This window comes from Micromonospora sp. NPDC000316 (genome assembly GCF_042898885.1).
Lineage (GTDB): Bacteria > Actinomycetota > Actinomycetes > Mycobacteriales > Micromonosporaceae > Micromonospora.
This window is the reverse complement of the sequence record NZ_JBIAZG010000017.1, coordinates 26,016-51,798: the sequence shown is the minus strand read 5'-3', so window position 1 is coordinate 51,798 and position 25,783 is coordinate 26,016. Positions and strand designations below refer to the sequence as shown.

The following is a 25,783-nucleotide window of genomic DNA, read 5'->3' as shown; positions in this document are numbered from 1 at the left end:
ACCGTGGATGCGCTCTCGGTACGGGGACTTGGCCGCAACTTCGGCAATCTGGTCGTGCTCGACGATGTGAGCTTCACGCTCGCGGCGGGCCGGATCGCTGTGGTGCTCGGCCCCAACGGCAGCGGCAAGACCACCCTGCTGCGCTGCGTGGTCGGCGCCGACCGGCCGGACACGGGTGAGGTGCTCGTGCAGGGCCGCCGCGCCGACGAGACCGATCCGCAGATTCGCGCGCTGGTGGCCGCCGCCCTTGACGACATCGACTTCTTCCCCGACCTGTCAGTGGTCGAGCACCTGGAGTTGGTCGCGTACGCCCACGGGGGCAACGCCGAGCCGGTCGAGGAAGTCCTCACCGAGCTGGGCCTGGAGCCGGCCCGTGACCAGCTGCCGGTGACCCTCTCCAGCGGTCAGCGTCGTCGGCTGGCGCTGGCGTCCTGCTTCGTACGCCCCCGCCGGGTGCTGATCCTGGACGAGCCGGAGCAGCGGCTGGACGTGCGTGGCCGGCAGTGGCTGGCCGATCGGCTGCGCCGGGAGCGGGACGCCGGCACCGCCGTGCTGCTGGCCTCGCACGACCCGGAGTTGATCGACGCGGTGGTCGACGAGCGGATCGAGATCGGCAGGTGACCACCCAGCCGACCACGATCGCCCCGGCGCCTGCCGAGCTGCCCACGGCCCGGCAGGTGCGTACGCGCCTGCGTCAGGCCCGCCGTCGCCACCACGAGCACTCCCTCGGCGACGTGCTGGGCGACGCGTACGTCATGGTCCTGTTCGTGGGCATGTACGGCTGGTTCGCGATAAGCGCCAGCCGCGACATGCTTGCCTCCCCGACCATCGGCCGCGCCGACCCGGGGGTGCGATGGTGGTTGGCGGTGGCGGCGCTGCTGGCCGGCGCCGGGCTCGCCTGGCGGGGTCTGCGGGCGCTGGGCCCGCTGCTTGTCACCCCGGCCACGCAGAGCTGGGTGACGAGCGCGCCCGTCGACCGGCGGGCCTGGCTGGCGCCGCGCCTCGGTGTCCTGCTGGCGGGCGCGGCGACCGGCACGGCGCTGCTCGGCGTGGCCGTGGCAGTGCTGGGCGGCACCACCGACCCGGGCGCCCTGGGCTGGGCGGCGGGCGCCGGCGCCGGGTGGGGCGCCGCCGCGCTGGCGCTGAGCGTCGTCGCGCAGGGCGGCCGGACGGGCCGGCGGTGGCCCACGCTCGTCGGGGCGGTGCCGATGGTGACGGCCGGCGTCGTCACGGCCGCGGTGGTGCTCGCCGGTCGACTCGGGGACGGGCTGCCCCGGCCCGCGGCGCTGCCGACGACCGCGCTTGTCGCCGTGGGGGTGCCGCTCGCGGTCGCCGGCACGGTCTTCGCGGTCCGCGCGCTGCCCCGGGTGGACCGGGCCACGCTTACCACCGGCGCGCAGTTCGCCAACGCCGCCGCCACGGCGACGATCCTGCTCGACCCCAGCCTGCTCACCGGCCTGATGGAGAGCCGGCGGTGGCGCCGCATCGGCCGGGTCCGCAGCAGCCGGATCCTGCCCGGGCCGGGCTGGTGGGCGCTGTTGCAGGCCGACATACGCCGGCTGCGCCGCCACCCCAGCGCCCTGCTGATCTGGGCGGCGCTCATCGGCGTCCAGTACGCTGCCGCGCTCGCCCTGCCCGGGCTGGCCGGCGCCGCGCAGGTCGTGTTCGCCTACCTCGCCACCGGCCGGCTCACCGGCGGCCTGCGGTCGATCAGCCGGTCACCGGGGTTGCGCCGGGCGCTCGGCGGCAGCGACAACCTGCTGCGCGGGATCCACGTGGTGGTGCCGGCGATCGGCGCGGGCCTGTGGTGGCTGCTGACCCTGCCCACCGTCGAGCCCGGGCCGCCCTGGCTGGCGCCGACGCTGGCGCTCGGCGTGGTGGCCGCCGCCTGGCGGGCCGGCACCCGGCCGCCGATCAACTACGGCGGCGCGACTGTCAACACGCCGTTCGGGATGATCCCGGTGGACCTGCTGCGCCAGGGCTCGCGCGGGCCGGCGCTGCTTGCCGTGCTGGTGCTCGTCCAACTGTTCCTGCGCTGACCAGCCCGACGGCTCACCTGGTTGCGGGCCGGTGTCGCCGCTCAGTCGTCAGACGCTGTGGATCAGGGCGCGCAGCGCGGCGGCGACCTGCGTGACGCCGTTCTCGATCTCGGTCGTCGTGCGGGCCGCGTAACCGAGAACCAGACCGGGCCGGTACGGGCGCTGGCAGTGCCAGGTCAGGGGTTGCACCTTCACGCCGCGCGCCAGTGTGGCCGCCGCCAGGTCGGTGTCCGCCACGGCGCCCGGCACGGTGATCATCAGGTGCAGCCCGGCCGCGGCGCCGTGCGCCGTGGTGCCCGGCAGGTGCCGGGTCAGGGCGGCGATCATCGCATCCCGGCGGCGGATGTGCCGGCGGCGCAGCAGCCGCAGGTGCCGATCCAGCGCGCCGGAGGTCATCAGCTCCGCCAGCACCAGTTGCGGCAGCACCGCGTTGCCCAGGTCGGCGTTGCGTTTCGCGGCCACCACCGCCTCGCGCCAGCGGGACGGCACGAGCAGCCAGCCCACCCGCAGCGCCGGGGCGAGCAGCTTGGACACGCTGCCGGTGTAGAAGACCTGCTCGGGCAGCAGGCCGCGCAACGCCGGCACCGGTGGACGGTCGTAGCGGTGCTCGGCGTCGTAGTCGTCCTCGATGATCACACCGCCGGCCCGCGCCCACTCGACGAGCCGCCGGCGGCGGTCACCGTCGAGCACCACGCCTGTCGGAAACTGGTGCGCGGGGGTGAGCAGCACCGCCGGGGCGCCGCTTGCGGCCAGCTCGTCGACACGCAGGCCGGCGTCGTCCACGGCGATCGGCGGAGTGGCCATCCGCCAGTTGTTCAGGTGCTGGCGTACGCCGAGTGAGCCCGGGTCCTCGACGGCGATCCGGTCGATGCCGGCCGGGCCGAACGCCTGGGCGAGCAGCCCGAGCGCCTGGGACACGCCGGCCACGATGATCACGTCGGCGGGGTCGACGGCGATGCCGCGGCTGCGGGCCAGTCGGGCGGCCACGGCCTGCCGCAGCACGGGCGCGCCGCACGGGTCGCCGTAGCCGAGGTCGGCCGCGGTCAGGCGACGCAGCACGGTCCGCTCGGCGCGCAGCCAGTCCGCTCGGGGAAAAGCAGTCAGGTCGGGTACGCCGGGCGTCAGGTCGATCGTCGCTCGTGCCGCGCGTACCGCGTCGAAGATGTCGCTGCCCGGTGCCGGCGGGAAGAGCGCCGCCGGTGCCGGTGCGGCGGTCGGGGCGGGTGCCGGCGGTGCCGGCGCGGCCGGGCTGCCGACCACCACAGTCCCGGCCCGTCCCCGGCCGGTGAGGTGGCCCTCCTCGGTGAGCCGCTGGTACGCCTCGGTCACCACACCTCTGGAGACGCCGAGGTCGGCGGCGAGCAGGCGGGTGGCGGGAAGTCGATCGCCGATCGAAACCCGGCCCTCGGCGATGGCCTGCCGCAGCCGCGCGGCCAGCCAGTCGGCGCGTCCGCCGGGCGGCGCGTCGGCGATGGTCAGGTGCAAAAAATCCGACCCGGCCGATATGGACCCCTCGGGCGCGTTCGGTATGGCCCTGCTCATCGGACCATCGTGGCAGCAAAGTGGGCAGGAGACCGTCCCACCCACCACGCCGGAGGACAACCGTGACCGTCCCGTTCCTGATCACCACGCTGGTCGTGGTGGTAACCCCGGGCACCGGGGTGTTCTTCACCCTCTCCGCCGGGCTCTCGCGAGGCGCCCGAGCCGGGGTGCTGGCGGCGTTCGCCTGCACGCTGGGCGTGGTGCCGCACCTGCTGGCGGCGATGACCGGGCTGGCCGCTCTGATGCAGACGAGCGCGACCGCGTTCGAGGTGGTCCGGTACCTCGGCGTCGGCTACCTGCTCTACCTGGCCTGGTCGACGGTGCGGGACCGCAGCGCCTTCACGGCCGGCGGCGATCAACCGGCCCGCTCGGCGACCCGGGTGATCGTCTCCGGGGTCCTGGTGAACCTGCTCAACCCCAAGCCGACGCTGTTCTTCGTCGCGTTCCTCCCCCAGTTCGTGGACACCACAGCCCCCGGCTCGACCCGGGCGATGCTCGTCTGCGGCGCGGTGTTCATGCTGCTCACCTTCGCGGTGTTCAGCGGCTACGGCATCTTCGCCGCCCGCGTACGGGACCGGGTGCTGACCCGCCCCCGTGTCACCGACTGGCTGCGCCGGTCCGTCGCCGGCACGTTCGTCGCACTCGGCGTGACACTCGCCCTCACCGAACGATAGGAGTCCCGTGCGGTTCGCACACTCGGCGCAGCTACGCGCCGCATACCCCGACCTGTTTGCCGGCGTGGTGCAGGCGACCGGGATCACCGCCACAGCCGACGTCGGCGAGCGCACCGCCGGCTACCTGGCCCTCGCCCGGCAGCGGTTGGCCGGCGGCACCGAGAGCACCTTCGCGGAGATCCAGGCGTGGCGGCGGGCGTACACGGCCATGGGGTTGCGGCCCACCCAGTACCGGTGCGCCGCCGAGGCGTTGCTGCGCCGGCTGCGCCTGGACGGCGAACTGCCCCGGCTGCACCCGCTCGTCGATCTGTGCAACGCCGTCTCGGCCGCGTACGCCATCCCGGTCGCGGTGTTGGACCTGGACCGGGTCGACGGCGACCTGACCGTCCGGCTGGCACACGGCGACGAGGAGTACGTGACGTTCGCGGGCGACACCGAACATCCCGACCCGGGCGAGGTGACCTACGCCGACGCCGCCGGGCGCGCCCACGCGCGGCGGTGGGTCAATCGGCAGAGCGGCCTCTCGGCCGTCCGGGCGGAGACGTCGTCCGTGCTGATCGTCGCCGAGGCGCTGCACGCCGACGCCGAGCCGGCCGTGACACGGCTGGTCGCCGCGCTGGTGACGGACCTGACCGCCGGGTGGGGTCCACCGGTGGCCTCCGCCGTGCTGACCTCCGCCGCGCCACAGTTCACCGTGCGGGCGGCCACCGCGCCCGGTCAGGCGGTGACGCCCTAGACGACGGTGACGGTCGTCGTGGCCCTGGGGTCTGCGCAGTGGCGGCCGGGCGTCGTGAAACGCGACAGCGAGCGGCGAAACCGGCACGTTCCCAGTTCCGCGACGGTTGGCGACGCGCACGGACGGTGACCCCCGACCGGCCCGGTCGAGGTGCCGCGCAGGACAATGGTGGTCCCGACCACCGGAGGCTGTCGCATGTCGTCCGACCCCGCGCCGCCGCCCGGCTCGGCGCAGTTGCGCGCCGACTGCGCGCGCTGCTTCGGGTTGTGCTGCGTGGTGCCCGCCTTCGCCGCGTCGGCGGACTTCGCGATCGACAAGCCGGCCGGGCGGCCCTGCCCCAACCTGCGCCCGGACCACCGCTGCGGCATCCACACGCAGCTCCGCGAGCGCGGGTTCCCGGGCTGCACGGTGTTCGACTGCTTCGGCGCCGGGCAGCAGGTCGCCCAGGTCACCTTCGGCGGTCGGGACTGGCGGGACGCGCCGGAGACGCTACCGGCGATGGCCGAGGCGTTCACCGTGCTGCGGGCGCTGCACGAGCTTCTCTGGTATCTCACCGAGGCTCTGGCGCTGCGCCCGCCGGCAGGGTTGCGCGCCGACCTGGAACGTGCCCGCGCCGACACGGCCGCGCTCACCGCCGCCGACCTGGCGCGGCTGCGCACGGTGGACGTCGCCGCGCACCGCGACCGGGTCAACCCGCTGCTGTCCGGGGCCGGCGACGCGGCGCGGTCCCCAGGAGGCGCCGATCATCGAGGTGCCCGGCTGATCGGGGCGGACCTACGCCGGTCGGACCTGCGGCGGGCCAACCTGCGCGGGGCGCTGCTGATCGGCGCCGACCTGCGCGGCGTCGACCTGGGCCAGGCCGACGTCACAGGCGCGGACCTGCGCGGGGCCGACCTGCGGGGCGCGGACCTGCGCGGCACCCTCTTCCTGCACCAGACCCAACTGGACGCCGCCCGGGGCGACGCGCGCACCGGCCTGCCGGCGACGCTCACCCGGCCGGCGCACTGGACGGCCCTGCCACTCACACCGGTACGCCGCGCTGCGCCCGCCGCCACAACCCGCCGACGCCGACGCCACTGACCGTCAGCACGGTGCCCGACGGAGGAGGCGGCAGGCGGGCGAGGTTTCGCTGAGCCGACGCCGGGTAGCCACCGCCGACGCGGAGCGGCATCGACGGGGGGCACGGCGTGGGTTTCCGAAAGCGTGACGGTGCGGAACCGGCGGACCCGGCACACGCCGAGGACGAAGCCGGTCAAGTGCCGTTGGTGCAGGTCGAGGCGGACACCGAGGTCCCGCCGCCGGACGACACCGACGCACGGCCGGACATCGTGACCGAGGACAACGGCTCGGGTATGACGGGCGGGTCGTCCGGAAGCAGTGGCGGCGGATCGAGCATGCCCGGCCATCCGGACGCGGCACGCTGACACGCGGCGCGATCAGCGGCTGACCGCCCGGCGCAGGGTCAGCGGCTGGCCGGCGCGGCGGCCCGCGCCTCGGTCATGCCCTTGTTGGCAAGCCCGTCGGCCCGCTCGTTCTCCGGGTGCCCGTTGTGCCCCTTGACCCACAGCCAGGTCACCTGGTGCCGCTCGCAGGCCGCCTCCAGCCGCTGCCACAGGTCGGCGTTCTTCACCGGCTGCTTCGCGGCGGTCAGCCAACCGTTGCGCTTCCACGACGCCAGCCAACTCGTGATGCCGTTGCGCACGTAGGTGCTGTCGGTGTGCAGCTCCACGGTGACCGGCCGGTTCAGGCTCTCCAACGCCTGGATGGCGGCCATCAACTCCATCCGGTTGTTAGTGGTCGGCGTGGCCTCACCGCCGCACAACTCCCGCTCGTGGTCGCCGTAGCGCAACAGCGCACCCCAGCCGCCCGGACCGGGGTTGCCACTGCACGCCCCGTCGGTCCAGATCTGCACACCCCTGCCGGCCGCCACGTCCACCATGGCAGGCAACCTACCGGGCGGCGACGTCGCAGGTCCTGCTCGGGGGGCATCCACGCCGGCCGGCGAAAATCGAGCGCGCCGGCCCGGCCCGGTCTGCCAGAGTCGATCCCGTGAACGGGAGCTGGGACGGCCTGCGGGCCGAGGTGCGGCAGACGATCGACAAGCTGATCACCAGCGGGCGGGAATCCGGCGTGCAGGCCGCCGCATACCTCGACGGTGAGCCGATCCTGGAGGTGCACGCGGGCAGCGCCGACCGGGCCACCGGTCGGCCGTTGACCGCCGACACGCCGATCTGGAGCGTGTCCACCGGCAAGGTCCTCACCGCGACTGTGGTGCATGTGCTGGCCGAGCGCGCCGGGCTGGACTACGACCTGCCGATCGCCGAGGTGTGGCCGGAGTTCGCCCGGCACGGCAAGGACCGCGTCACCCTGCGGCACGCGCTCACCCACACCGCGGGCGTGCCCGCCCTGCCGGAGGCCATCACGCCGGAGGACTTCGCCGACTGGGACCGGATGTGCGCGATCCTTGCCGACACCGAGCCGATCGCCCCGCCCGGCGAGTTGAAGGCGTACCACGCGTGGACGTTCGGCTGGCTTGTCGGTGAGGTGGTCCGCCGGGCGACCGGCCGGCGCGTCTCGGAGGTGCTCGCCGAGGACGTGGCCGGGCCGCTCGGGGTCGCCGACGAGCTGTACCTCGCGGTGCCGGCGGGCGACCTGGACCGGCTGGCCCGGGTGGAGGACCGCAACCTGTCGGCGCTGTTCGACTACGCGAGTGCCAACCTGCCGAACTTCGACCGTGTCGCCCCGGCCGGCGTCCGGCCGGGCGCGGAGATCGGCAGCCGCGCCGACTTCCTCACCGCCGAGGTGCCGGCCACCGGCACCATGACCGCCCGCGCGGCGGCACGGATGCTCGCCGCGCTCATCGGCGAGGTGGACGGTGTCCGGCTGATCTCGCCGGCCCGGCTGACCACCGCCACGACGCCCGCCGGGGCCGGCCCGGAGTGGGTGTTCGGGCAGGAGGCGACCTGGGGCCTCGGGTACGCGGTGGATGCCGACGGTTCGTTCGGTGCCGCCGGCAGCGGCGGGAGCCTCGCGTACGCGTACCCGGATCTGGGGTTGACAGTGGCGGCGACGAAGACGCTGCTCGGGGCCGGTGACGGCGACCCGATGGAGGATCTGCGGGTGCTGGTCCGCAATGCGGTGGCCGCCCGGCGCTGAGCTGTCCGGAGTCAGCCGGGCCCCGGCCGGTCGTCGCGCCCGGGGTGAGCGCCCACCACGGCGGCCGGGATGGGCGGCGCGGGCCGGGCGGGCCGCAGCCGGTCGCGGACGCGGTGCGCCGCGTCGCCTGCGGTGGCGGCGATCATCGGCAGCAGCCGCGTGGAACTCATGATCGCGATCTCCTCGGCCGGGGTGGTCCCGCCGTCGAGGAAGCGCAGCACCCGCTCGGCCGGGTTGCGGTCGAAGAGCCGGTCGAAGAAGTCGGGGCCGCCGACCCCACCCCGGTCCAGGGCGCGCAGCGCCACCGCGTCCATCCAGCGGTGCCGCCGGGGGTACGCCGGGGCGGGCACCGGCGCCCGGCCGGCGGCGAGAGCGCGGGCCACCTGGTCGGCCTGGCGGTACATGGCCGAGAACGTGAAGCCTGTGGAGGGGCGGGTGGCGCCGCCTGCCGTTCCGAGGCGTACGACGCGTGGTGAGGGTCGGGCCGGGAACGGCGCGTCGGTCATCGGGATCACCCCGTTCTCCACCTCGCGCACCCTCAGCCCGGCCGGGTCCAGCCCGAGCAGGTCCCGGTACGAGGCCAGCGCCGCGTCGTAGCCGGCGTCGGTGAGCAGGTCCGGCGAGAACTCGGTGTACTCGACGAGGGCGTAACGGTCGCTCACCGGCAGCACGTACCCGAAGGAGACGCCCCGGGGCGGCTGCGGGGTGCGGAAGTCCATGAGCACCGCCCGCCGCCTGTCGAACACCGGCCGGTCGGCCTCCAGCCACCAGCCGCGGAAGTGCTGCAACCAGGTGGTCCGCCCGGGTCTCGCCGGTGGGCGGGGGCGGGAGTCGAGCACCCAGCCGGCCCGGACGCTCTGCCCGCCGCCGGTACGCACCAGCACATGCGTACCGTCGTCGGTCACCGTCTCGGCGGGCGCGAGGATCCGGGTGACACCCAGGCGGCGTTCGGCCTCGGCAGCCGCGTCGTAGACCGGGCCGGAGCGGAGCATCGCGTACCGCAGGGGGGCCAGGTCCAGGACGCGACGCCGCGACGCCGTGGCCACCTCGACCTGCTGCCAGCTCGCGCTGAGCATCGGGTCCAGGTCGCTGTCGGGGTGACCCCAGAACGCCCAGGTGCGGTCCTGGCCGCGTCGGCGCACCGGGTCGACGACGGCGATCCGCCTGTCGCGCACACCGTGCCGGTCCAACGCGGCGAGCAGCAGCGACGCGGCGCCGCCGCCGCCGAGCAGGGCGAGGTCGACGTCGAGCGGCGCGGAATCGGTCACCGCACCCACGCTGCCACACGGTCCCGTCCGATCGCGCGTCGCCATCCGGCGCCCGATACGCGGCGCGGCCCGGCGAACCGGGTCTTTGCGCGACTCTCCCCGCCTTCGGGGGGACACGTGACGGCAACGAAGAATTCTCATTTTCACCGGATCGAGGACCCAACCCACCTAGGGTTGGGCACACCGGTGCTAGTCACGGAGTTGGCCACCCGAACGACGTCCCACGCAGTCAGCGGACGAAAAGTGAGGGAAGACGCGTATGAAGGTCTCAACAGCACTCTGCTCGGCGGCGCTCGGCGTGGGCCTCGGCACGCTCCTGCTGCCGGGCGCCGCACTGGCCGACACTGTCGTGTCACCGGCCACCACCCCGGTCGGAGGGACCGTCGTGCTCACCGCGACGACCTGCAACCCGAAGTCGGGTGACGCCATCTTCCGCGTCACCGGACCCAACCGCGACCAGAACGTCCGATCCACCACGGCCGCCGCCGGCGGCGGGCTGAGCGCCGAACTCTTCACCGCCGGGTTCACCCTGGGCACCTACACGGTGGCCGCGACCTGCGGCGACGGCAGCTCGGCGGGCAGCGCCACGTTCACCGTCACCCCGATCGGCGGCGCGCCCGCCGGCTCCGGCGGCGACACCCGTGACACCGGCGCCCTCGCCGCCGGTGGCACGCTGCTCGGCGCCGCCGCCGGCGGCGCGCTGATCCTGTACCGCCGGCGTCGCCCGGTGCCCACCGTCGCCTGATCGGCGGCTGCTCCATCCCTGAGGACGGGTGCCCGCGCCGGTGACACCGGCGCGGGCATCCCGACGATCCGGAGGTCAACACGTGTGGTGGCGGCGGACCCTACCGGCTGTTGTCGCCGTGGTCGGCCTGTCCGGCCTGGGGCTGGTCACCGTCGGCCTCACCGGCGGCCCGGCACGGCCACCACGCCCGCCCGCCGACGCTCCGACCCGAACCCAGCCCGCACCGGACCTGGCGCCACTGAACCGCGCCGCGCCGGTACGGGTGCAGATCCCCGCCATCGACGTCCACGCCGAGATCGTCCCGGTCGGCGTGGACGCCGCCGGGGTGCTGGAGGTGCCGCCGCTGGACCAGCCCACAATCGCCGGCTGGTACCGGCACGGGGCCAGCCCTGGCGAGACGGGCAACGCGGTCCTGGTGGGGCACGTCGACTCCCCGGCCGGCCCGGCGGTCTTCTTCGACCTCGGCCTGCTCCGCGCCGGCCAGCAGATCCAGGTCACCCGCGCCGACGCTCGGGTCACCACGTTCACCGTGGACGGCGTCCAGGCGTACCCCAAGGATCGTTTCCCCAGCGGCCTGGTCTACGGCCCGGCGGACACCGCCGGGCTGCGCCTCATCACCTGCGGCGGCCGATTCGACAGCACGACCGGCAACTACGTGGACAACGTCGTCGTGTTCGCCACCCGCACGGCCTGAGCCACCCGCACGGCCTGAGCCACCCGCCCGCTGTCGGGAGCCGGACCCTGCTCGGCAGGACGCGGCGGCTCTGACCGCCCGGCAAGGGGTGATCGACTCGGGTTCCTTGACGTCGGGGTGTCGGGCCCACCCGGATACCCCGATCCCCGTGATGTCGAGTGGATCATGCCCGGCCTGCGCGGCCCGACGCCCGGCGGTGGGGCAGGATGACGACGTGGGTAAGGGTGCGGGACGCCGACGGGCGAACACGACGACGGGACGGGCCTGCCCGTGCGGCTCCGGTCAGGCGTACGCGGACTGCTGCGCCCCGGCGCACGGCGGCGACAGCCCGGCAGCGACGGCCGAGGCGCTGATGCGCTCCCGGTTCAGCGCCTTCGCCCTCGGCGACACCGGCTACCTGCTGCGCAGTTGGCACTCCTCGACCCGGCCCGCCTCCCTCGAACTCGACCCGGGGCAGCGGTGGACCCGACTGGAGATCGTCGAGACCGAGCGGGGTGGCCTGCTCGACGCCACCGGCACCGTGACGTTCCACGCCCACTACCGGATCGCCGGACGGCCCGGCACCCTCACCGAACACAGCCGGTTCGTCCGCGAGGACGGCCGCTGGGTCTACCTCGACGGTGACCAGCCCTGACTGTGGCCTCGCCGCCGCTGCCAACCGGACGGTGGCGGCGCGACCGGGCCGGTGGACCCACCCGGATCGTCGTCGGCTTCGACGCTGTCGGCGAGTCGAAGGCCCGGTCAGCGTGGCCGCACGAGAAGCTGACCGGAGCCGAGCAGGCCGCCGAGCTGAAGGCGTGCTGGCGGGCCGCGTCGAGGGGAGACAACAGATGACCATGACGTTCATCAATCTGCCGGTGCGCGACCTGGCCACCGCCGCCGAGTTCTACCGAGCGCTCGGGTTCACCAGCGACCAAGCCGACCTGGACGGCGACACCATGGTGCTCACCATCTCCGACAGCACCCGGCTGGTGCTGCACCTCCGCTCCGGCTTCGAGTCGTACACAGGTGTCGCCGCCACGGACACGGAGACCAGCCGCGAGGTCGTCATCGGGCTGTCGGCGCAGAGCCGCGAGCAGGTCGACGAACTTGTCGACCAGGCGGCGGTCGCCGGCGGGCAGTCGCTCGGGCCCGGCACGGCCAACGGGCCGATGTACATGCGTGGTTTCCGCGACCTCGACGGCCACCAGTGGTCGTTCCTGCACCGGTCCAACTGAGCGAGGCCGTCGTCCGCCCCGGAGAACGTTCGGCGGGGCGGAGGACGTTCGGCGGGGCGGAGGACGTTCGGCGGGGCGGAGGACGTTCGGCGGGGCGGAGCCCGGAAGGGATCCGCCCCGCCGTGCCGTGCCGCCGCGTGTCAGCGCCGATTCGGGTCGACCGGCGGGATGACAGTTGTGCTCTCAATGTCGTCACTGGTGCGCGGGCCGGGCACCGTACCGCCGGCGCGCACCACCTGTGTCGTGTCGGCATCGCCCCAGCTCACCACCTGAGTGCTGTCCGGATCGCTGTGGGGACGCACCACCTGGGTGGCGTCCGAGTCGGCGGACACGCCCGCCCCCTGCGTGACGTCCGGGTCGGCCGGTCGGGTCACCACCTGGGTGGCTTCCGGGTCGCTGGTCACGGCCGACGGGCGGGCCGGCGTGGCGTCCGGGGCGGCGGCGCTCGACTGGCGGGCCAGCTCGGCCTCGGCGTCGCGGCGACCGGCCCGGTACGCCTGGGCGTGCTCGGCAATCAGCCGCGACTCCTGCTCCGCGCGGCTCAGCCACGCCTCCCACCGGCTCTGCATCGGACGGATCAGCCCACCGCCCACGCCGACGACGAGGATGCCGCCGATCGTGGCCAGCACCGCGATCAGGACAGGTGTGGTGACCGCGGTGGCCACCCCGATCTGGTTGAGCGCGGCGATGACACCGAGGCCGAGGATGAACACCGAGGCGATGGTGGCCAGCACCCGGCCGTACGACAGGCCGCCGAGCGCGCCGCTGATGATGTCCTTGACCGCGTTGGCGATGGCGGCGGCCACGACGACGATGACGATCGCGACGAAGGCGCGGGGCAGCCACGCGATCACCGCACCGAGCAGGTCGGAGATCGGGTTCGGCCCCCAGATGCCGAAGGCGAGCTGCAGGGTGAACAGCAGCAACCCGTAGTAGACGAGCTTCGCGACGATGTCGCTGGCGTCGTACCGGGATCGGCTCAGCGCGCGGCGGATGCCGCCGCGTTCGACGGCGCGGTCGAAGCCCACCCGTTCGAGGACCTTCTCCACGATCTTCAGCACGGCCTTGGCGATCAGCCATCCGGCCACCAGGATCGCCAGGAAGGCGACGGCCTTGGGCAGGAAGAGCATCACCGAGCGGAGAGCGTCGCCCACCGCGTCGCTGACGTTGTCACTCATCTGGTCATTCCTTAAGTGGGGCAGCCGGAACGGTCAGCCCCGGACCTACCCTCGACCCGACGGGCGGAAACGCCGCCCAGGCAGGGTCGCCCGCACAGCCGGGTGCTGGTGAACGAACAGCATGCGACCGCGTGGATCTAGCGCAGGGCCGAGCCTTGGCAATATTCTCCGGAGTACGTGCGGCCACTGGAGCTACTTTTCATCCCCTCGCCGTCGGCCGCAGGAGGAGATGCAATATGCACGTCGACCATTCCGAAATGGATCGCCGGACGCTGCTGCGGGCCGGTCTCGGCGCCGCCACTGTCGCCGTGGTCGGGAGTGAACTCGCGTTCCCGGGCGCCGCGCAGGCCGCTCCCGGCACCGACCTGGACTGGATCATCAGCTGCGACGAGTGGGCCGCCCGCCCACCGAAGGACCCGCTGTCGGTGAGCGCCATCGCCACCAACAAGATCATCGTGCACCACATGGCGTTCCCGAACGTCACCGACTACTCCCGCGAGCAGGCGGTCAAGCTGGCCCACGACTGCCAGGACCTGCACATGGACGGCAACGGGTGGTCGGACACCGGCCAGCACTTCACGGTGAGCCGGGGCGGTTACGTGCTGGAGGGCCGCCGGGGCAGCCTGGAGCGCCTCGAAGCCGGCGACCGGCAGATGATCTCGGCGCACTGCCCGGGCGAGAACGGCCGGGCCATCGGGATCGAGAACGAGGGCACCTACGTCACCGAGACGCCGCCGAAGGCCCTTACCGACTCCCTGGTCAAGCTCTGCGTCGCCGTCTGCCGGCAGTACGGGCTGCACGCGCACGACATCTTCGGCCACTGGGACTTTCGCGTTACCGAGTGCCCCGGAGCCGCCTTCTACCGGGAGTTCCCGGCGCTGCGGCGACGGGTGCACGCCGCCCTCGGCACCAAGCTCGGTGACGTGCCGGCGCGCCGCTGGCCGGACCTGTGGCGCTTCGTCAACTCGCCGTCGGTCCGGGTGGTGCAGCACCTGCTCGCGTACCGGAGCTACCCGGTGACGGCCAGCGGCACGTTCGACGCCGCGACAGTGGCCGCCGTGCAGGACTGGCAGGCCCGCAACGGCATCGCCGTGGACGTCGACGCCACGCTCACCACACCCACCTGGGAGACCCTCGTGCCGGAGTTGGACCAGCACGCCGCGGGCCCGCCGGTCACGGCCGTGCAGGAGATCCTCGCCACCAAGGGGTACGCGGTCACCGTCACCGGGGCGTACGACCACGCCACCCGGAAGGCGGTGCAGGACCTCCAGGCGCTGCACGGGCTGCCCCGCAACGGCAAGCTCAGCACCAGCACGTGGTGCGCGGTCGTGGGCGGGTCGGTCCGCCAGTCGTTCCAGCACCGCTGACCCCGAGCCAGGGCGGCGCGAACCCGCGCCGCCCTCGGCCCAGCGGGTGGGGTGTTCAGCGGTCCGAGCAGGGCGGCTCTCGCCGGTGCGGCGGTTTGGCCGAGGTCACGGGCGGAAAGAGTGCCGGCATGAGATGGGCCCGTCGAGCCGTACCCGCCGTCACCGCCGCCGTCGCCGCGCTCGCCGCGCGCGACCTGATCCAGCGCGACCACGCGCTGCTGCGCAACTTCCCGGTGCTCGGCCGCGCCCGCTACCTGCTGGAGGCGATCGGGCCGGAGCTTCGGCAGTACATCGTGGCCGGCAACAACGAGGAGCGGCCGTTCACCCGCGACCAGCGCCGCTGGGTGTACGCGTCGGCGAAGCAGCAGAACAACTACTTCGGCTTCGGCACGGACAACGACATCGAGTACACCCCCGGCTACCCGGTCATCAAGCACCGCACCTTCGGCCGTGCGGTGCCACCGTCCACTCCGACCGCCGGCCACGACGTACGGCTGCCCTGCGCCAAGGTGCTCGGCGCGGCCCGGGGGCGCGCCCGCGCGTTCCGACCGGAGTCGGTGGTCAACATCTCCGGAATGAGCTTCGGCTCGCTCTCCGGCAACGCCATCACCGCGCTCAACAAGGGTGCGGCGCTCGCCGGGTGCCTCCAGAACACCGGCGAGGGCGGTCTGTCGCCGTATCACCGCAACGGCGGTGACCTGGTCTTCCAGCTCGGCACGGCGTACTTTGGCTGCCGCGACGAGCACGGCCGTTTCAGCCTGGACCGGCTGAAGGACCTGGTCGCCGGCGCGCCGGTCAAGGCGTTGGAGATCAAGCTGAGCCAGGGCGCCAAGCCCAGCCTCGGCGGGCTGCTGCCCGGTGCGAAGGTGTCCGCCGAGATCGCCGCCACCCGGGGTATCCCGGCCGGTCAGGACTGCGTCAGCCCGTCCCGGCACGCCGAGTTCTCCGACTGCGACAGCCTCCTCGACTGGGTGGAGCTGCTGGCCGCCGAGACGGGCCTGCCGGTCGGCATCAAGTCGGCGGTCGGCGACCTGGGCTTCTGGCAGGAACTGGCCACCCTGATGCGCGACACCGGCCGGGGCGTGGACTTCGTGACGATCGACGGCGGCGAGGGCGGCACCGGCGCCGCACCACTGATCTTCACCGACTCCGTGTCGCTCCCGTTCCAGCAGGGCTTCTCCCGGGTCTACAAGGTCTTCGCCGAGCACGACCTGCACCAACAGGTGGTCTTCGTCGGCGGCGGCAAGCTCGGCCTGCCGGACAACGCCATCGTGGCCTTCGCGCTCGGCTGCGACCTGGTCAACGTCGGCCGCGAGGCGATGCTGTCGATCGGCTGCATCCAGGCGCAGAAGTGCCACACCGACACCTGCCCCACCGGCGTCGCGACGCAGAACGCGTGGCTCACCCGGGGCCTCGACCCGGCGTCGAAGTCGGTCCGGGCGGCCAACTACCTGCGGACGCTGCGCCGGGACCTGACCAAGGTCGCCGAGGCCTGCGGTGTGGAACACCCCGGCCTGATCGGCACGGACGCCGTGGAGATCCTGGACGGCCGCACCGGCTCCACCCCACTGCACAAGGTGTACGGCTACCAGCCGGACTGGGGCCTGCCCTCCCCCGCCGACCACAAGGAGATCATCCGGCTGATGGCACCGGAGGCACCACAGGGCGGCAGCGCTCCACCGTCGGCCACCGCCGTCGGCTGAGGTCCCGGACCGACGTCCCCCGCCTGACCTAGGCCGCGTCTGACAAATGGCCTTCGAGGGGCCCGGCTCGTCCTAGTAGGCGAGACGCTGGAGCCAGTCCTGCAGGAGTGCGGTCTCGACGGGGCGGAGCGGGACGATAGCTGGATCCGCCCCGCCGAGGGCGGCATCGAGCGCGAGGGCGCGAGCGGCGAGGGTGGAGTCCGGGGCTGGGCTCGCGTCGGTGGTCAGGGCGTCGATGAGTGCTTCTCGCATGCGCGGTGAGACCTCCGGGTCGCGTTCGCTCTCGGGGATGCCGATCAGGGAGAGCGTGGTGCCGGTTACCGCTGCCAGCGTGAGGTGGGCGGCAAGGACGGGCGGCACCCGTAGGCGGCCGTCGGAGGCGGCGCGGCCGAGGAACGTCATGAGGAGTTCCTGAGCCTCCCGCGCGGCAGGTGGGCGCCGGCCCGGGCGGTCGGTGCCGTACATCAGCAGGTAGAAGGCGGGGTGTTTCAGGCCGAAGTCGACATGCATGTCCCATCCGCGGCGCATGTCGTCGACCGGGTTGCCGCTCGACGACAAGGTGTGCTTCTGCGCCAAGTAAAGGTCGAAGGCGTGGATGGCCAGCGCCGAAAGGAGCCCGTCCTTGTCGCCGAAGAGCTGGTACAAGGAGGCGGCACGGATGCCTGCCGCCGCTGCGACGGCGCGGGTGGAGAGCGCCTGGGCGCCCTTCCGTTCCAAGAGCTCGGCTGCGACTTCCAGGATCTGCCGGCGACTGCGGGTCTTCGCATCATCCACGGTTGCAATGCTACGGCATAAGGCGTATCACTGGTTCGGCCAGCGATACGGGAGATACCGTCGCAGTGATACGGCAGGAGAGATCGATGAATCGTGTGGGATACGGCGCCATGCAGCTTGCGGGCCCTAAGGTCTGGGGATTCCCGGACGACCCGGAGGCGGCGCGGCGGGTGTTGCGCCTGGCTGTCGAGCTGGGCGTGACCTTCTTCGACACCGCGAACGCCTACGGGCCACGAACGGTAAACCAGCTGATCGGGCAGGCGCTGGGACCGATCCCCGAGGGCGTGATCGTGGGCAACAAGGTCGGCGCAGAGCGCGGCCCGGACAAGTCCTGGGTCGTCGACGGTCGCCCGGAGACGGTCCGGCGGCAGGTTCACGAGGCCCTTACCGACATGGGAACGGACGCGAGCGAGCTGACCTACCTCCGACTCGTCGGCGACACCCCCGGCGCGCACCAGGACGTACCGCTGGAGGAGTCGCTCGGCGCGCTCGTCCAGCTGCGAGAGCAGGGGCTGATCCGCCGCATCGGCCTGTCCGGCGCGTCCCCGCAGGTGCTGGCCCGCGCCCAGCAGATGACCCCCATCGCGGCGGTGCAGAACCGCTTCAACCTGCTTGACCGCAGCGGCGTCCAGGTCCTCGCCGACTGCGAGACCCAGGGCATCCTCTTCATCCCCTACTTTCCGCTGGCCGCCGGACGGCTCAGCGGCCACCAAGAGTTGACCGGCCCGGCAGAGCGCCTAGGTGCCACACCGGCCCAGATCGCACTGGCCTGGCTGCTGCGCCGTTCGCCCTCCATGGTCGTCATCCCCGGCACGAGCAGCACCGACCACCTGCGGTCCAACATCGCAGCTTCCGACGTTGCCGAACAATTGACCGACACCGAGGTCGCGCGCCTGACCGGACTCGTCGACGAGTCGCAAGCGGTCCTCGGCCAGCCCACGCCCCCCGCTCATGGCCACCGCTGAAAGGGCCCCGGGGATGTCGCTATCGACCTCGGCCGCATCTGACGAATGATCTTCGGGGTTCTGTGACGGCGCCCATATCGCCTTTCGGATGATGCATGTCGTGGCGATTCGGGGAGAGTCGCCCTGGTCCTCACGCCGGGCAACGTCAATGACGCCACCACGTTCGAGGCCGTGATGAACCCGGTCCGCGTCCCGCGTGCGGGCGCGCAATAAACGCGTGGAGCCGGCGACACGGGGGTGCCTATGGTGGCGCCGTGCTGATCAGACGCGAGACATTCGCTGACGTCGATGCCATCCGGGCGGTGCACTGCGCCGCCTTCGCCGCGCCGGACGGTGGTGACGGCGTACCCGTCGAGGCGACGCTCGTCGACGCGTTGCGGGCCGACGAGGGCTGGCTGCCCGCGTACTCCCTGGTGGCGACCGATTCGGACGGCCGGGTGGTGGGGCACGTGGTGGCCACCCGTGGTCGGGTGGGCGGCCAGCCGGTGGCGCTCGGGTTGGGGCCGGTCGGTGTGCTGCCCGACTGGCAGCGGCGCGGGGTCGGCAGCGCGTTGATGCACGCGGTGCTCGGCGCTGCCGACGCGCGGGACGAGGCCCTCGTGGTGCTGCTCGGGCACGCCGACTACTACCCGCGCTTCGGGTTCAGGCCCGCTGTCGAGTTGGGTGTCACCCCGCCGCAGCCATGGGCTCCGCAGTACTTCCAGGCACGGCCGTTGCACGCGTGGCGCGAGTCGATCCGCGGCGAGTTCCGCTACGCCCGGCCCTTCGACGACCTGTGACGCGACCGCACATCCGGCGGCGGCGTGACGCCGACCTCGACGGATGCGTCGCGGCGCTCATCGAGGTTCACCGCGTCGACGGGTACCCGATGAACTGGCCTGACGACCCGCGCCGCTGGCTGCGCGAGCCGCGCCCGGCACGGGCCTGGGTCGCCGTCGCCGTCGCCGCTGGCGCTGGCGCTGGCGCTGGCGCTGGCGCTGGCGCTGGCGCGGACATTGTCGGTCACGTCGCGGTGCACCGGGTGCCCGGCCCGGCCGGCGGGTCGCACGCCCGGCCGACAGCCGAGGTGGCTCGGCTGTTCGTGTCGCCGGCCGCGCGAGGGATGGCGCTGGGCAGCGCACTGCTGGCCCGGGCCCGCCGCTGGGCCAGTGTGCGCGGGACCGACCTGGTCCTTGAGGTGGTGGCCTCCGATGGCGCTGCCGCCGCCCTCTACGGGCGCACCGGGTGGCGGTGCACTGGCACCAGCACCGCGCCATGGACCGCTCCCGACGGGGGCCCGGTGGCGCTGCGCCACTACATCCTGCGCACCGACGCCGTGTGACCCGGCGCCGCGCTGGCCATCGCCGCCAGGCGGCGGGCGAGCAGACCGGCGGCCTCGCGCAGTTCCGGAGGTTCCAGCACCTGCACGTCGTAGCTCAGGCGCGCGATGTGCGCGGCGATCCAGTCCAGGCTCTCGCCGCCGACGACAAGCACACACCACCCGTCGCGGTCGTCCTCGACGCGGCCCACCTGGGGCGGCACCAACTCCCGCACCCGGTCGGGCGGGGCGTGCACCCGCACCCGGGCGAGATACCGGTACGGCGCCTCGGTCACCGACCGTTGCACGAACGCGACCGGATCGGGGTGCTCGCGCGCCCCGAAGCGCCAGGTCGTCGCCACAGCGGTCCGCATCCGATCCAGGCGGAACGTACGCCAGTCGTCGCGCTCGACGTCCCAGGCCATCAGGTACCAGCGACGGCCTGTCGTGACCATGCGGACCGGCTCGACCGTCCGCTCGCGGTCACCACCGTCACGGCCGGAGTACGTGAACCGGACCCGCACGGCGTCGCGGCAGGCACGTGCGAGCGTCACCAGCAGTTCCGCGTCGATCTCGGGCACCGGGCCGATGAGCGTCTCCGTGGAGCCGTGCACAGCACGCACCTCGGCCCGCAGCCGCGACGGCATCACCTGGTCGAGCTTGGCCAGTGCCCGTAGGGCTGCCTCACCCGCCCCGGCCACCGTGCCGCCCGAGGCGAGCCGCAGGGAGACCGCCGTCGCTATCGCCTCCTCGTCGTCGAGGAGCAGCGGCGGCAGCCGGGTGCCCGCGCCGAGCTGATAACCGCCGCCGACACCGGGGGCCGCGTGCACGGGATAGCCGAGCGCCCGCAGTCGCTGCACGTCGCGGCGGACGCAGCGGTCGGTGACAAGCAGCTCGGTGGCGAGCTCGGTGGCCGTCCAGGACAGTCGTCGCTGTAGCAGGCCCAGCAACCGCAGGACCCGCTCGGTGGTCGCCTCGACGGTCACCCGCCGATCGTTGCACACATCGCGGAACGAGCCTGTCCGCGATCAGGGGAAGGCTGGGATCATGACCGACCAGACCAGGAGACAGGGAGCTGCCATGGCCCGCGACATCCAGATCACATTCGACTGCGCCGATCCGGCCGGGCTGGCGGCGTTCTGGGCCGAGACGCTCGGCCATCAGGTGCAGGGCCCGCCCGGCGACTTCGAGTCGTGGGAGCAGGCGCTGGACGCGATGGGTGTGCCACCGGAGGACCACAACTCCGCGTCGGCGGTGGTCGACCCGGACGGCTCGGGGCCGCGGCTGTTCTTCCAGCGGGTGCCGGAGCACAAGCAGGTGAAGAACCGCGTACACGTCGATGTGCGGGCCGCTCCCGGGCTTGCGGGTGACGAGCGGATGGAGGCCCTGGAGGCGGAGGCCGAACGACTCGTCGCGCACGGCGCCACCCGGCTCAGTCGTCACGAACCCGCTCCCCCGCTGGGTGCCGGCCACATCATCATGGCCGACCCGGAGGGCAACGAATTCTGCCTCGACTGACCGGGCGTTCGCCCAGCTCACTGCCATGACGGCCGGACGCCATGCGAACATGTGTACGTGTCGCCCGGGGCCAGCATCCTACACGCCGACCTGGACGCGTTCTACGCGTCGGTCGAGCAGCGTGACGACCCGCGCCTGCGCGGGCGGCCGGTGATCGTCGGCGGCGGCGTGGTGCTCGCGGCCAGCTACGAGGCGAAGGCGCGGGGCGTCCGCAGCGCGATGGGCGGGCAGCAGGCGCGTCGTCTGTGCCCGGACGCGATAGTGGTGCCGCCCCGGATGTCGGCGTACACGCGGGCCAGCCGGGCGGTGTTCGAGATCTTCCGGCAGACCACGCCGCTTGTCGAGGGGCTCTCCATCGACGAGGCGTTCCTCGATGTGGGCGGCTTGCGTCGGCTGGCCGGGGCGCCTGCCGACATCGCCGAGCGGCTGCGCCGGGAGGTCCGCGAGCAGGTCCACCTGCCGATCACGGTGGGCGTGGCCCGGACGAAGTTCCTGGCGAAGGTGGCCAGCGGGGTGGCGAAGCCGGATGGGCTGCTTGTCGTCGCGCCCGACGCCGAGTTGGCGTTCCTGCACCCGCTGCCTGTGGAACGGCTCTGGGGCGTCGGCCCGGTCACCGCCGCGAAGTTGCGGGAGCGGCGGATCCGTACCGTCGGGGAGGTGGCCCGCCTCGGCGAGGCGGCGCTTGTGTCCCTGCTCGGCGCGGGCGCGGGCCGGCACCTGCACGCCCTGGCCCACAACAGTGACCCGCGGGCGGTGCAGGTCGGCCGACGACGCGGCTCGATGGGCGCGCAGCACGCGCTCAGTCGCAGCCCGCACGCGCCCGCCGAGCTGGACGCCATCCTGGCGGGCCTGGTGGACCGGGTCACGCGGCGGATGCGGGCGGCTGGCCGGTCCGGGCGCACGGTGATGCTGCGGCTGCGCTTCGGCGACTACACCCGAGCCACCCGCTCACACACCCTGGGCAAGGCGACCGCGGACACCACGCCCCTGCTGGCCGCCGCGCGGGCACTGCTGCGGACGGCGCTGCCGGAGGTCGACAGGCGGGGCGTCACCCTTATCGGCGTGTCGGTGGGCAACCTCGACGACAACCCGGTCCAACCGGAGTTGCCGTTCGACGCCACCCCGGGAGCCGACCTCGACGCCGCGGTCGACGCGGTCCGTGACCGGTTCGGCTCGGCGGCGCTCACCCGCGCGGTGCTGCTCGGCCGGGACCCGGGCGTCGAGATGCCGCTGCTGCCAGATTGACCGGTCCGCGTGCTTTTTCACCCGCTCCAGCTGCGATCGGAGACACATCACAGCAGGTCGGCGGTTTAGCCAGCGGCTGACGGGTGACCCTTGGGGGGTACAGCCTGACAAGGGGGACCCACACGATGTCCGACGACACCAGCAACCGCCCGAGCCGTCGCACCGAACGCCCGCACGACGTGACCGACCCTCTGCTCTGGCAGTTGGCGGTGGATGTGCTGAGCGCCCACGAGCCGGACGACGAGGGGTTCTGCCGCAACCTCCAGTGCGCCGGGCAGTCCTGGCCCTGCGCGGCCCGCAACGGCGCCGAGCAGTCGCTGCGCCTGTCCCGCAGCAGCCACGACTCGGTCGAGGCACCCGTCGACGGCGGCGCGGACCGGCCCGAGGAGGCCGCGGTGCCCGCCCCCCGCTGGGGCTGGAACGCCGCCCCGGCAGCGTCGCACCGAGGGACGAAGGCGTCCGTCTCGGCGGCGTGACAGCCCGCACGGGCACCCGGGCTGACAGCACGACACACACGAACGCTCGGCCGGGTCACCGGCCGAGCGTTCGTGGTGCACTCCGTCAGAGGCTGAGCCGCTGGCCCGGGAAGATCAGGCCCGGGTCGGCGCCGACCAACTGCCGGTTGCGCTCGTACAGGGCCTGCCAGCCGCCGGCCTGCCGGTGGCTCTGCGCGATCTCCGACAGGGTGTCGCCCGGCTTCACCACGTACGTGTCGCCGCTGGCCGCCGGGGCGGTGCGCTCGTGGTTGCGGGTCGCCGGCTGCTCGCCGCGCGACGACCGCTGGGTGGGCTTGGTGGTCCTGTCGGACTTGGCCGTGGACTTCGTCGACTTCGAGGTGGACTTCGTCGACTTCGACGTGGAGCCGCTCGACGAGCCGCCCTTCTTGCCACAGGTCGGCCACGCGCCGATGCCCTGCCCCTTGAGCACCTTCTCGGCGACGGCGATCTGCTCGCCGCGGCTGGCCAGGTCGGCGCGGGAAGCGTACTTCTTGCCGCCGTAACCGGCCCAGGTGCTCTGCGAGAACTGCAGACCACCGTAGTAGCCGTTCCCGGTGTTGATCTTCCAGTTGCCACCGGACTCGCACTTGGCGATCGCGTCCCAGTTGACCGCGGCCTGCGCCGGGGCGGCCGGCCCGAAGAGCGCGACAGCGCCGGTGACCGCGCCGACGGCCAGGGTGCCGACGGCGAGGCGGCGGGTGGTGACCCGTCGATGACGGGGCGTGTAGACAGACGTCATGTGAGCTTCCTCCACGCCGGCGAGGTGAGCTGTCGGGTTCGGGCCGAGGAGCCCGGCCGCGCGGTGGCGGCTTCACCCCGAGGTGACGATGCACCGAGGAACGTGGGTCCCCCGCTCCTGCCCGGGTGACTGGGTTCCGACGACCGGGGGCAGGATTTGGCGTTGCCGGCCGTGGTGTCCGCGATGGCGAACCCGACCGACGTTAGGCACGGCCCGTGACGATCGCCTAACCGCAGTGACGTTCTTCACCGGGCCACGCTGAGCGGCGTACTCAGCGGTTGCGGGCGGTGTGGACCTGTGCAGTGACCACGATGGACCGGAACCGATCAGGCCGGCCGCCCCGGCCGGCGGCAACCCGACAACGCGGGCGACCGCCGGCCGAGGCAGCAGGTCACAGGGTACGGGCCAGCCGGTCGGCGAGCGTCCGGGTGAAGCGGGCCGGGTCGGCCAGGTCGCCGCCCTCGGCGAGCACCGCCAGGCCGTACAGCAGCTCGGCGGTTTCGGTGAGGGCTTCGGCGGAGTCGCCCTGCTCGTGGGCCTTGCGCAGTGCGGCGACCAGAGGATGACCGGGATTGATCTCCAGGATGCGCTTCGTCGCGGGAATCTCGTGCCCCATCGCCCGGTACATCTTCTCCAGGGTCGGCGTGAGGTCGTGCGCGTCACCCACCACGCAGGCAGGTGAGGTGGTGAGCCGGGACGACAAGCGGACCTCGCGGACGCTGTCGGCCAGGGTGGTGCCCAGCCAGTCCACGAGCGCCGCGAACTCCTGCCGCTGCTGCTCGCGCTCGGCCTCGGCCTGCTGCTTCTCCTCGTCGGTGTCCAGGTCGACCTCGCCCTTGGCGATCGAGCGCAGCGGCCGCCCGTCGTACGCGCCGACCCGCTCGACCCACACCTCGTCGACCTGGTCGGTGAGCAGCAGCACCTCATGGCCCTTGGCCCGGAACGCCTCCAGGTGCGGGGAGTTCTCGATTGTGGCCCGGGAGTCGCCCGTGGCGTACCAGATGTCGGTCTGGCCGTCCTTCATCCGGGAGACGTAGCCGGCCAGGTCGGTGGGCTCGGTCGCGTCGTGGGTGGAGGCCACCGACAGGATGTCCAGCAGGGTGTCCCTGTTGTCGGTGTCGTCGATCAGACCTTCCTTGACCACCGCGCCGAACTCGGTCCAGAACGTCCGGTAGCGCTCGGGGTGGTTGGCCTTGAGGTCCTTGACCGTGGCGAGGACCTTCTTGACCAGGCGGCGGCGGACGATCTGGATCTGCCGGTCCTGTTGGAGGATCTCCCGGGAGATGTTCAGCGACAGGTCGTGCGCATCGACAACGCCCTTGACGAAGCGCAGGTAGGTGGGGACCAGCGCCTCGCAGTCGTCCATGATGAACACGCGCTTGACGTAGAGCTGGACGCCCCGGCGGCCCTGCGGTGAGAACAGGTCCAGTGGGGCGTGGCTGGGCAGGAACAGCAGCGCCTCGTACTCGAAGGTGCCCTCGCCCTTCATGTGCACGACCTCGAGCGGGTCGGCCCAGTCGTGGCTGACGTGCTTGTAGAACTCGTTGTACTCGGCGACGTCGACCTCGTCGCGGGGCCGCGCCCAGAGCGCCTTCATCGAGTTGAGCGTCTGGACCTCGCTTGTGGCGTCCGCGCCGTCGGCGCCGGGGCGCTCGACTGTCATCCGGATCGGCCAGGCGATGAAGTCGGAGTATCGCTTGACGATCTCCCGGATGGTCCACTCGGCGGTGTAGTCGTGCAGGTTGTCCTCGGTGTCGGCGGGCTTGAGGTGCAGCGTCACCGCGGTGCCCTGGGGTGCCTCGTCGACCGACTCGATCGAGTACGTCCCCTCGCCGGTGGACTCCCAGCGGGTGCCGCCGGTCTCGCCGGCCTTGCGGGTCAGCAGGGTGACCCGGTCGGCGACCATGAACGCGGCGTAGAAGCCGACGCCGAACTGGCCGATCAGGTCCTGCGAGGCACGGGCGTCGGCGGACTCCCGCAGTTGGCGCAGCAGCTCGGCGGTGCCGGACTTGGCGATCGTGCCGATCAGCCCGACGACCTCGTCGCGGGTCATCCCGATGCCGTTGTCCCGGACGGTCAGGGTGCGGGCGTCCCTGTCGACCTCGATGGTCACGTGCAGGTCGTCGATGTCGGCGACGAGGTCCTTGTCGACGAGCGTGGCAAGTCGCAGCTTGTCCAGTGCGTCGGACGCGTTCGAGATGAGTTCCCGCAGGAAGACGTCCTTGTTCGAATAGATCGAGTGGACCACCAACTGCAGGAGCTGACGCGCCTCTGCCTGGAACTCCAACGTCTCGGCCTGGTTGCTCACACCGTCTCCCTTCTCGGCTCGTGCGGAGGTTCGCGCAAAGGATACGAGTCATCACCGGCCGGGGTGCTGCCGCGTCCGGGTCGCATTCCCGATTGTGGGGGTCGCCCGTGTGACCTAGCTG

The 25,783-nt window shown here is 72.8% G+C and carries 27 protein-coding genes and 1 riboswitch; of the genes, 19 read left to right on the top strand and 8 right to left on the bottom strand.

What is annotated here, in order from left to right; all coding sequences use genetic code 11:
- Nucleotides 1-3 precede the first annotated feature (3 nt).
- Nucleotides 4-621: an ATP-binding cassette domain-containing protein gene (locus ACFY2Q_RS25350; RefSeq protein WP_387134183.1), complete on the top strand. Its 618-nt coding sequence runs from the start codon at nt 4-6 to the stop codon at nt 619-621.
- Complete coding sequence (locus ACFY2Q_RS25345) at nt 618-2,039, top strand: DUF6297 family protein (protein WP_387134181.1); 1,422 nt, start codon at nt 618-620, stop codon at nt 2,037-2,039. Before ACFY2Q_RS25350 ends, ACFY2Q_RS25345 begins: the two co-directional genes overlap by 4 nt.
- A 48-nt stretch (nt 2,040-2,087) precedes the next feature.
- On the opposite strand, the gene ACFY2Q_RS25340 is transcribed toward ACFY2Q_RS25345, so the two are convergent.
- Complete coding sequence (locus ACFY2Q_RS25340; protein ID WP_387134178.1) at nt 2,088-3,581, bottom strand: PLP-dependent aminotransferase family protein; 1,494 nt, start codon at nt 3,579-3,581, stop codon at nt 2,088-2,090.
- Nucleotides 3,582-3,643: 62 nt separating this feature from the next.
- Between ACFY2Q_RS25340 and ACFY2Q_RS25335 the strand changes: the two genes are divergently transcribed.
- The 4 genes from ACFY2Q_RS25335 (at nt 3,644) to ACFY2Q_RS25320 (ending at nt 6,415) form a co-directional block, all read left to right on the top strand.
- On the top strand, nt 3,644-4,255 hold the full coding sequence (locus tag ACFY2Q_RS25335) for a LysE family translocator (RefSeq protein WP_387134176.1): 612 nt from the start codon (nt 3,644-3,646) through the stop codon (nt 4,253-4,255).
- A gap of 7 nt (nt 4,256-4,262) precedes the next feature.
- On the top strand, nt 4,263-4,991 hold the full coding sequence (locus ACFY2Q_RS25330) for a B3/4 domain-containing protein (protein ID WP_387134174.1): 729 nt from the start codon (nt 4,263-4,265) through the stop codon (nt 4,989-4,991).
- A gap of 195 nt (nt 4,992-5,186) precedes the next feature.
- Entirely contained in the window at nt 5,187-6,071 is an 885-nt protein-coding gene (locus ACFY2Q_RS25325) for a pentapeptide repeat-containing protein (protein ID WP_387134172.1), read from the top strand.
- Nucleotides 6,072-6,178: 107 nt separating this feature from the next.
- The gene (locus ACFY2Q_RS25320) at nt 6,179-6,415 is read left to right on the top strand and encodes a preprotein translocase YidC (RefSeq protein WP_387134170.1); all 237 of its coding nucleotides are present in this window, start codon (nt 6,179-6,181) and stop codon (nt 6,413-6,415) included.
- 38 nt (nt 6,416-6,453) lie between these two features.
- On the opposite strand, the gene rnhA is transcribed toward ACFY2Q_RS25320, so the two are convergent.
- The gene (rnhA, locus tag ACFY2Q_RS25315) at nt 6,454-6,930 is read right to left on the bottom strand and encodes a ribonuclease HI (protein WP_387134167.1); all 477 of its coding nucleotides are present in this window, start codon (nt 6,928-6,930) and stop codon (nt 6,454-6,456) included.
- Between the two features lie 110 nt (nt 6,931-7,040).
- Between rnhA and ACFY2Q_RS25310 the strand changes: the two genes are divergently transcribed.
- Nucleotides 7,041-8,147 (top strand): serine hydrolase domain-containing protein, encoded by a 1,107-nt coding sequence (locus tag ACFY2Q_RS25310; protein ID WP_387134164.1) that lies wholly within the window; start codon nt 7,041-7,043, stop codon nt 8,145-8,147.
- A gap of 11 nt (nt 8,148-8,158) precedes the next feature.
- Here the strand turns inward: ACFY2Q_RS25310 and ACFY2Q_RS25305 are convergent, their stop codons facing one another.
- On the bottom strand, nt 8,159-9,460 hold the full coding sequence (locus ACFY2Q_RS25305) for a lycopene cyclase family protein (RefSeq protein ID WP_387134161.1): 1,302 nt from the start codon (nt 9,458-9,460) through the stop codon (nt 8,159-8,161).
- Between the two features lie 214 nt (nt 9,461-9,674).
- Between ACFY2Q_RS25305 and ACFY2Q_RS25300 the strand changes: the two genes are divergently transcribed.
- From ACFY2Q_RS25300 to ACFY2Q_RS25285, 4 genes are all read left to right on the top strand, one after another.
- On the top strand, nt 9,675-10,160 hold the full coding sequence (locus tag ACFY2Q_RS25300) for a hypothetical protein (RefSeq protein WP_387134160.1): 486 nt from the start codon (nt 9,675-9,677) through the stop codon (nt 10,158-10,160).
- Nucleotides 10,161-10,242: 82 nt separating this feature from the next.
- On the top strand, nt 10,243-10,854 hold the full coding sequence (locus ACFY2Q_RS25295; RefSeq protein WP_387134158.1) for a class F sortase: 612 nt from the start codon (nt 10,243-10,245) through the stop codon (nt 10,852-10,854).
- 214 nt (nt 10,855-11,068) lie between these two features.
- Nucleotides 11,069-11,488, top strand: a complete 420-nt coding sequence (locus tag ACFY2Q_RS25290; protein ID WP_387134156.1) for a YchJ family protein — start codon at nt 11,069-11,071, stop codon at nt 11,486-11,488.
- Nucleotides 11,489-11,684: 196 nt separating this feature from the next.
- Nucleotides 11,685-12,071 carry a VOC family protein gene (locus ACFY2Q_RS25285; protein ID WP_387134153.1) on the top strand — a complete coding sequence of 129 codons (387 nt, stop codon included), beginning with the start codon at nt 11,685-11,687 and terminating at the stop codon, nt 12,069-12,071.
- Between the two features lie 140 nt (nt 12,072-12,211).
- On the opposite strand, the gene ACFY2Q_RS25280 is transcribed toward ACFY2Q_RS25285, so the two are convergent.
- Nucleotides 12,212-13,249, bottom strand: a complete 1,038-nt coding sequence (locus ACFY2Q_RS25280; RefSeq protein WP_387134151.1) for a hypothetical protein — start codon at nt 13,247-13,249, stop codon at nt 12,212-12,214.
- A gap of 257 nt (nt 13,250-13,506) precedes the next feature.
- Between ACFY2Q_RS25280 and ACFY2Q_RS25275 the strand changes: the two genes are divergently transcribed.
- Both ACFY2Q_RS25275 and ACFY2Q_RS25270 read left to right on the top strand, forming a co-directional pair.
- Nucleotides 13,507-14,616, top strand: coding sequence for an N-acetylmuramoyl-L-alanine amidase (locus ACFY2Q_RS25275; protein ID WP_387134149.1), 1,110 nt, complete (start codon nt 13,507-13,509; stop codon nt 14,614-14,616).
- 128 nt (nt 14,617-14,744) lie between these two features.
- Nucleotides 14,745-16,319, top strand: a complete 1,575-nt coding sequence (locus ACFY2Q_RS25270; RefSeq protein WP_387134146.1) for an FMN-binding glutamate synthase family protein — start codon at nt 14,745-14,747, stop codon at nt 16,317-16,319.
- Nucleotides 16,320-16,391: 72 nt separating this feature from the next.
- Here ACFY2Q_RS25270 and ACFY2Q_RS25265 read toward each other — a convergent pair whose 3' ends face one another.
- Nucleotides 16,392-17,093, bottom strand: a complete 702-nt coding sequence (locus ACFY2Q_RS25265; RefSeq protein WP_387134143.1) for a TetR/AcrR family transcriptional regulator — start codon at nt 17,091-17,093, stop codon at nt 16,392-16,394.
- A gap of 86 nt (nt 17,094-17,179) precedes the next feature.
- Here ACFY2Q_RS25265 and ACFY2Q_RS25260 point away from each other — a divergent pair, with 86 nt between their 5' ends.
- The 3 genes from ACFY2Q_RS25260 (at nt 17,180) to ACFY2Q_RS25250 (ending at nt 19,379) form a co-directional block, all read left to right on the top strand.
- Nucleotides 17,180-18,058: an aldo/keto reductase gene (locus tag ACFY2Q_RS25260; protein WP_387134140.1), complete on the top strand. Its 879-nt coding sequence runs from the start codon at nt 17,180-17,182 to the stop codon at nt 18,056-18,058.
- A 254-nt stretch (nt 18,059-18,312) separates the two neighbouring features.
- Nucleotides 18,313-18,837 (top strand): GNAT family N-acetyltransferase, encoded by a 525-nt coding sequence (locus ACFY2Q_RS25255; RefSeq protein ID WP_387134138.1) that lies wholly within the window; start codon nt 18,313-18,315, stop codon nt 18,835-18,837.
- 89 nt (nt 18,838-18,926) lie between these two features.
- On the top strand, nt 18,927-19,379 hold the full coding sequence (locus tag ACFY2Q_RS25250) for a GNAT family N-acetyltransferase (RefSeq protein ID WP_387134135.1): 453 nt from the start codon (nt 18,927-18,929) through the stop codon (nt 19,377-19,379).
- On the opposite strand, the gene ACFY2Q_RS25245 is transcribed toward ACFY2Q_RS25250, so the two are convergent.
- Nucleotides 19,352-20,341, bottom strand: a complete 990-nt coding sequence (locus ACFY2Q_RS25245; RefSeq protein ID WP_387134133.1) for a helix-turn-helix transcriptional regulator — start codon at nt 20,339-20,341, stop codon at nt 19,352-19,354. The two genes, ACFY2Q_RS25250 and ACFY2Q_RS25245, sit on opposite strands and share 28 nt — an antisense overlap.
- A gap of 94 nt (nt 20,342-20,435) precedes the next feature.
- On the opposite strand from ACFY2Q_RS25245, the gene ACFY2Q_RS25240 reads away from it, so the two are divergent.
- From ACFY2Q_RS25240 to ACFY2Q_RS25230, 3 genes are all read left to right on the top strand, one after another.
- Nucleotides 20,436-20,873 carry a VOC family protein gene (locus tag ACFY2Q_RS25240; protein ID WP_387134130.1) on the top strand — a complete coding sequence of 146 codons (438 nt, stop codon included), beginning with the start codon at nt 20,436-20,438 and terminating at the stop codon, nt 20,871-20,873.
- A 57-nt stretch (nt 20,874-20,930) separates the two neighbouring features.
- On the top strand, nt 20,931-22,118 hold the full coding sequence (dinB, locus tag ACFY2Q_RS25235; protein ID WP_387134128.1) for a DNA polymerase IV: 1,188 nt from the start codon (nt 20,931-20,933) through the stop codon (nt 22,116-22,118).
- Nucleotides 22,119-22,243: 125 nt separating this feature from the next.
- Nucleotides 22,244-22,594, top strand: a complete 351-nt coding sequence (locus tag ACFY2Q_RS25230) for a hypothetical protein (protein WP_387134125.1) — start codon at nt 22,244-22,246, stop codon at nt 22,592-22,594.
- An 85-nt stretch (nt 22,595-22,679) separates the two neighbouring features.
- Here the strand turns inward: ACFY2Q_RS25230 and ACFY2Q_RS25225 are convergent, their stop codons facing one another.
- The gene (locus tag ACFY2Q_RS25225; RefSeq protein WP_387134123.1) at nt 22,680-23,354 is read right to left on the bottom strand and encodes a transglycosylase family protein; all 675 of its coding nucleotides are present in this window, start codon (nt 23,352-23,354) and stop codon (nt 22,680-22,682) included.
- Nucleotides 23,354-23,526, bottom strand: a riboswitch (cyclic di-AMP (ydaO/yuaA leader). It overlaps the preceding gene by 1 nt.
- Before the next feature lie 219 nt (nt 23,527-23,745).
- Entirely contained in the window at nt 23,746-25,662 is a 1,917-nt protein-coding gene (htpG, locus tag ACFY2Q_RS25220; protein ID WP_387134121.1) for a molecular chaperone HtpG, read from the bottom strand.
- Nucleotides 25,663-25,783: the final 121 nt, after the last annotated feature.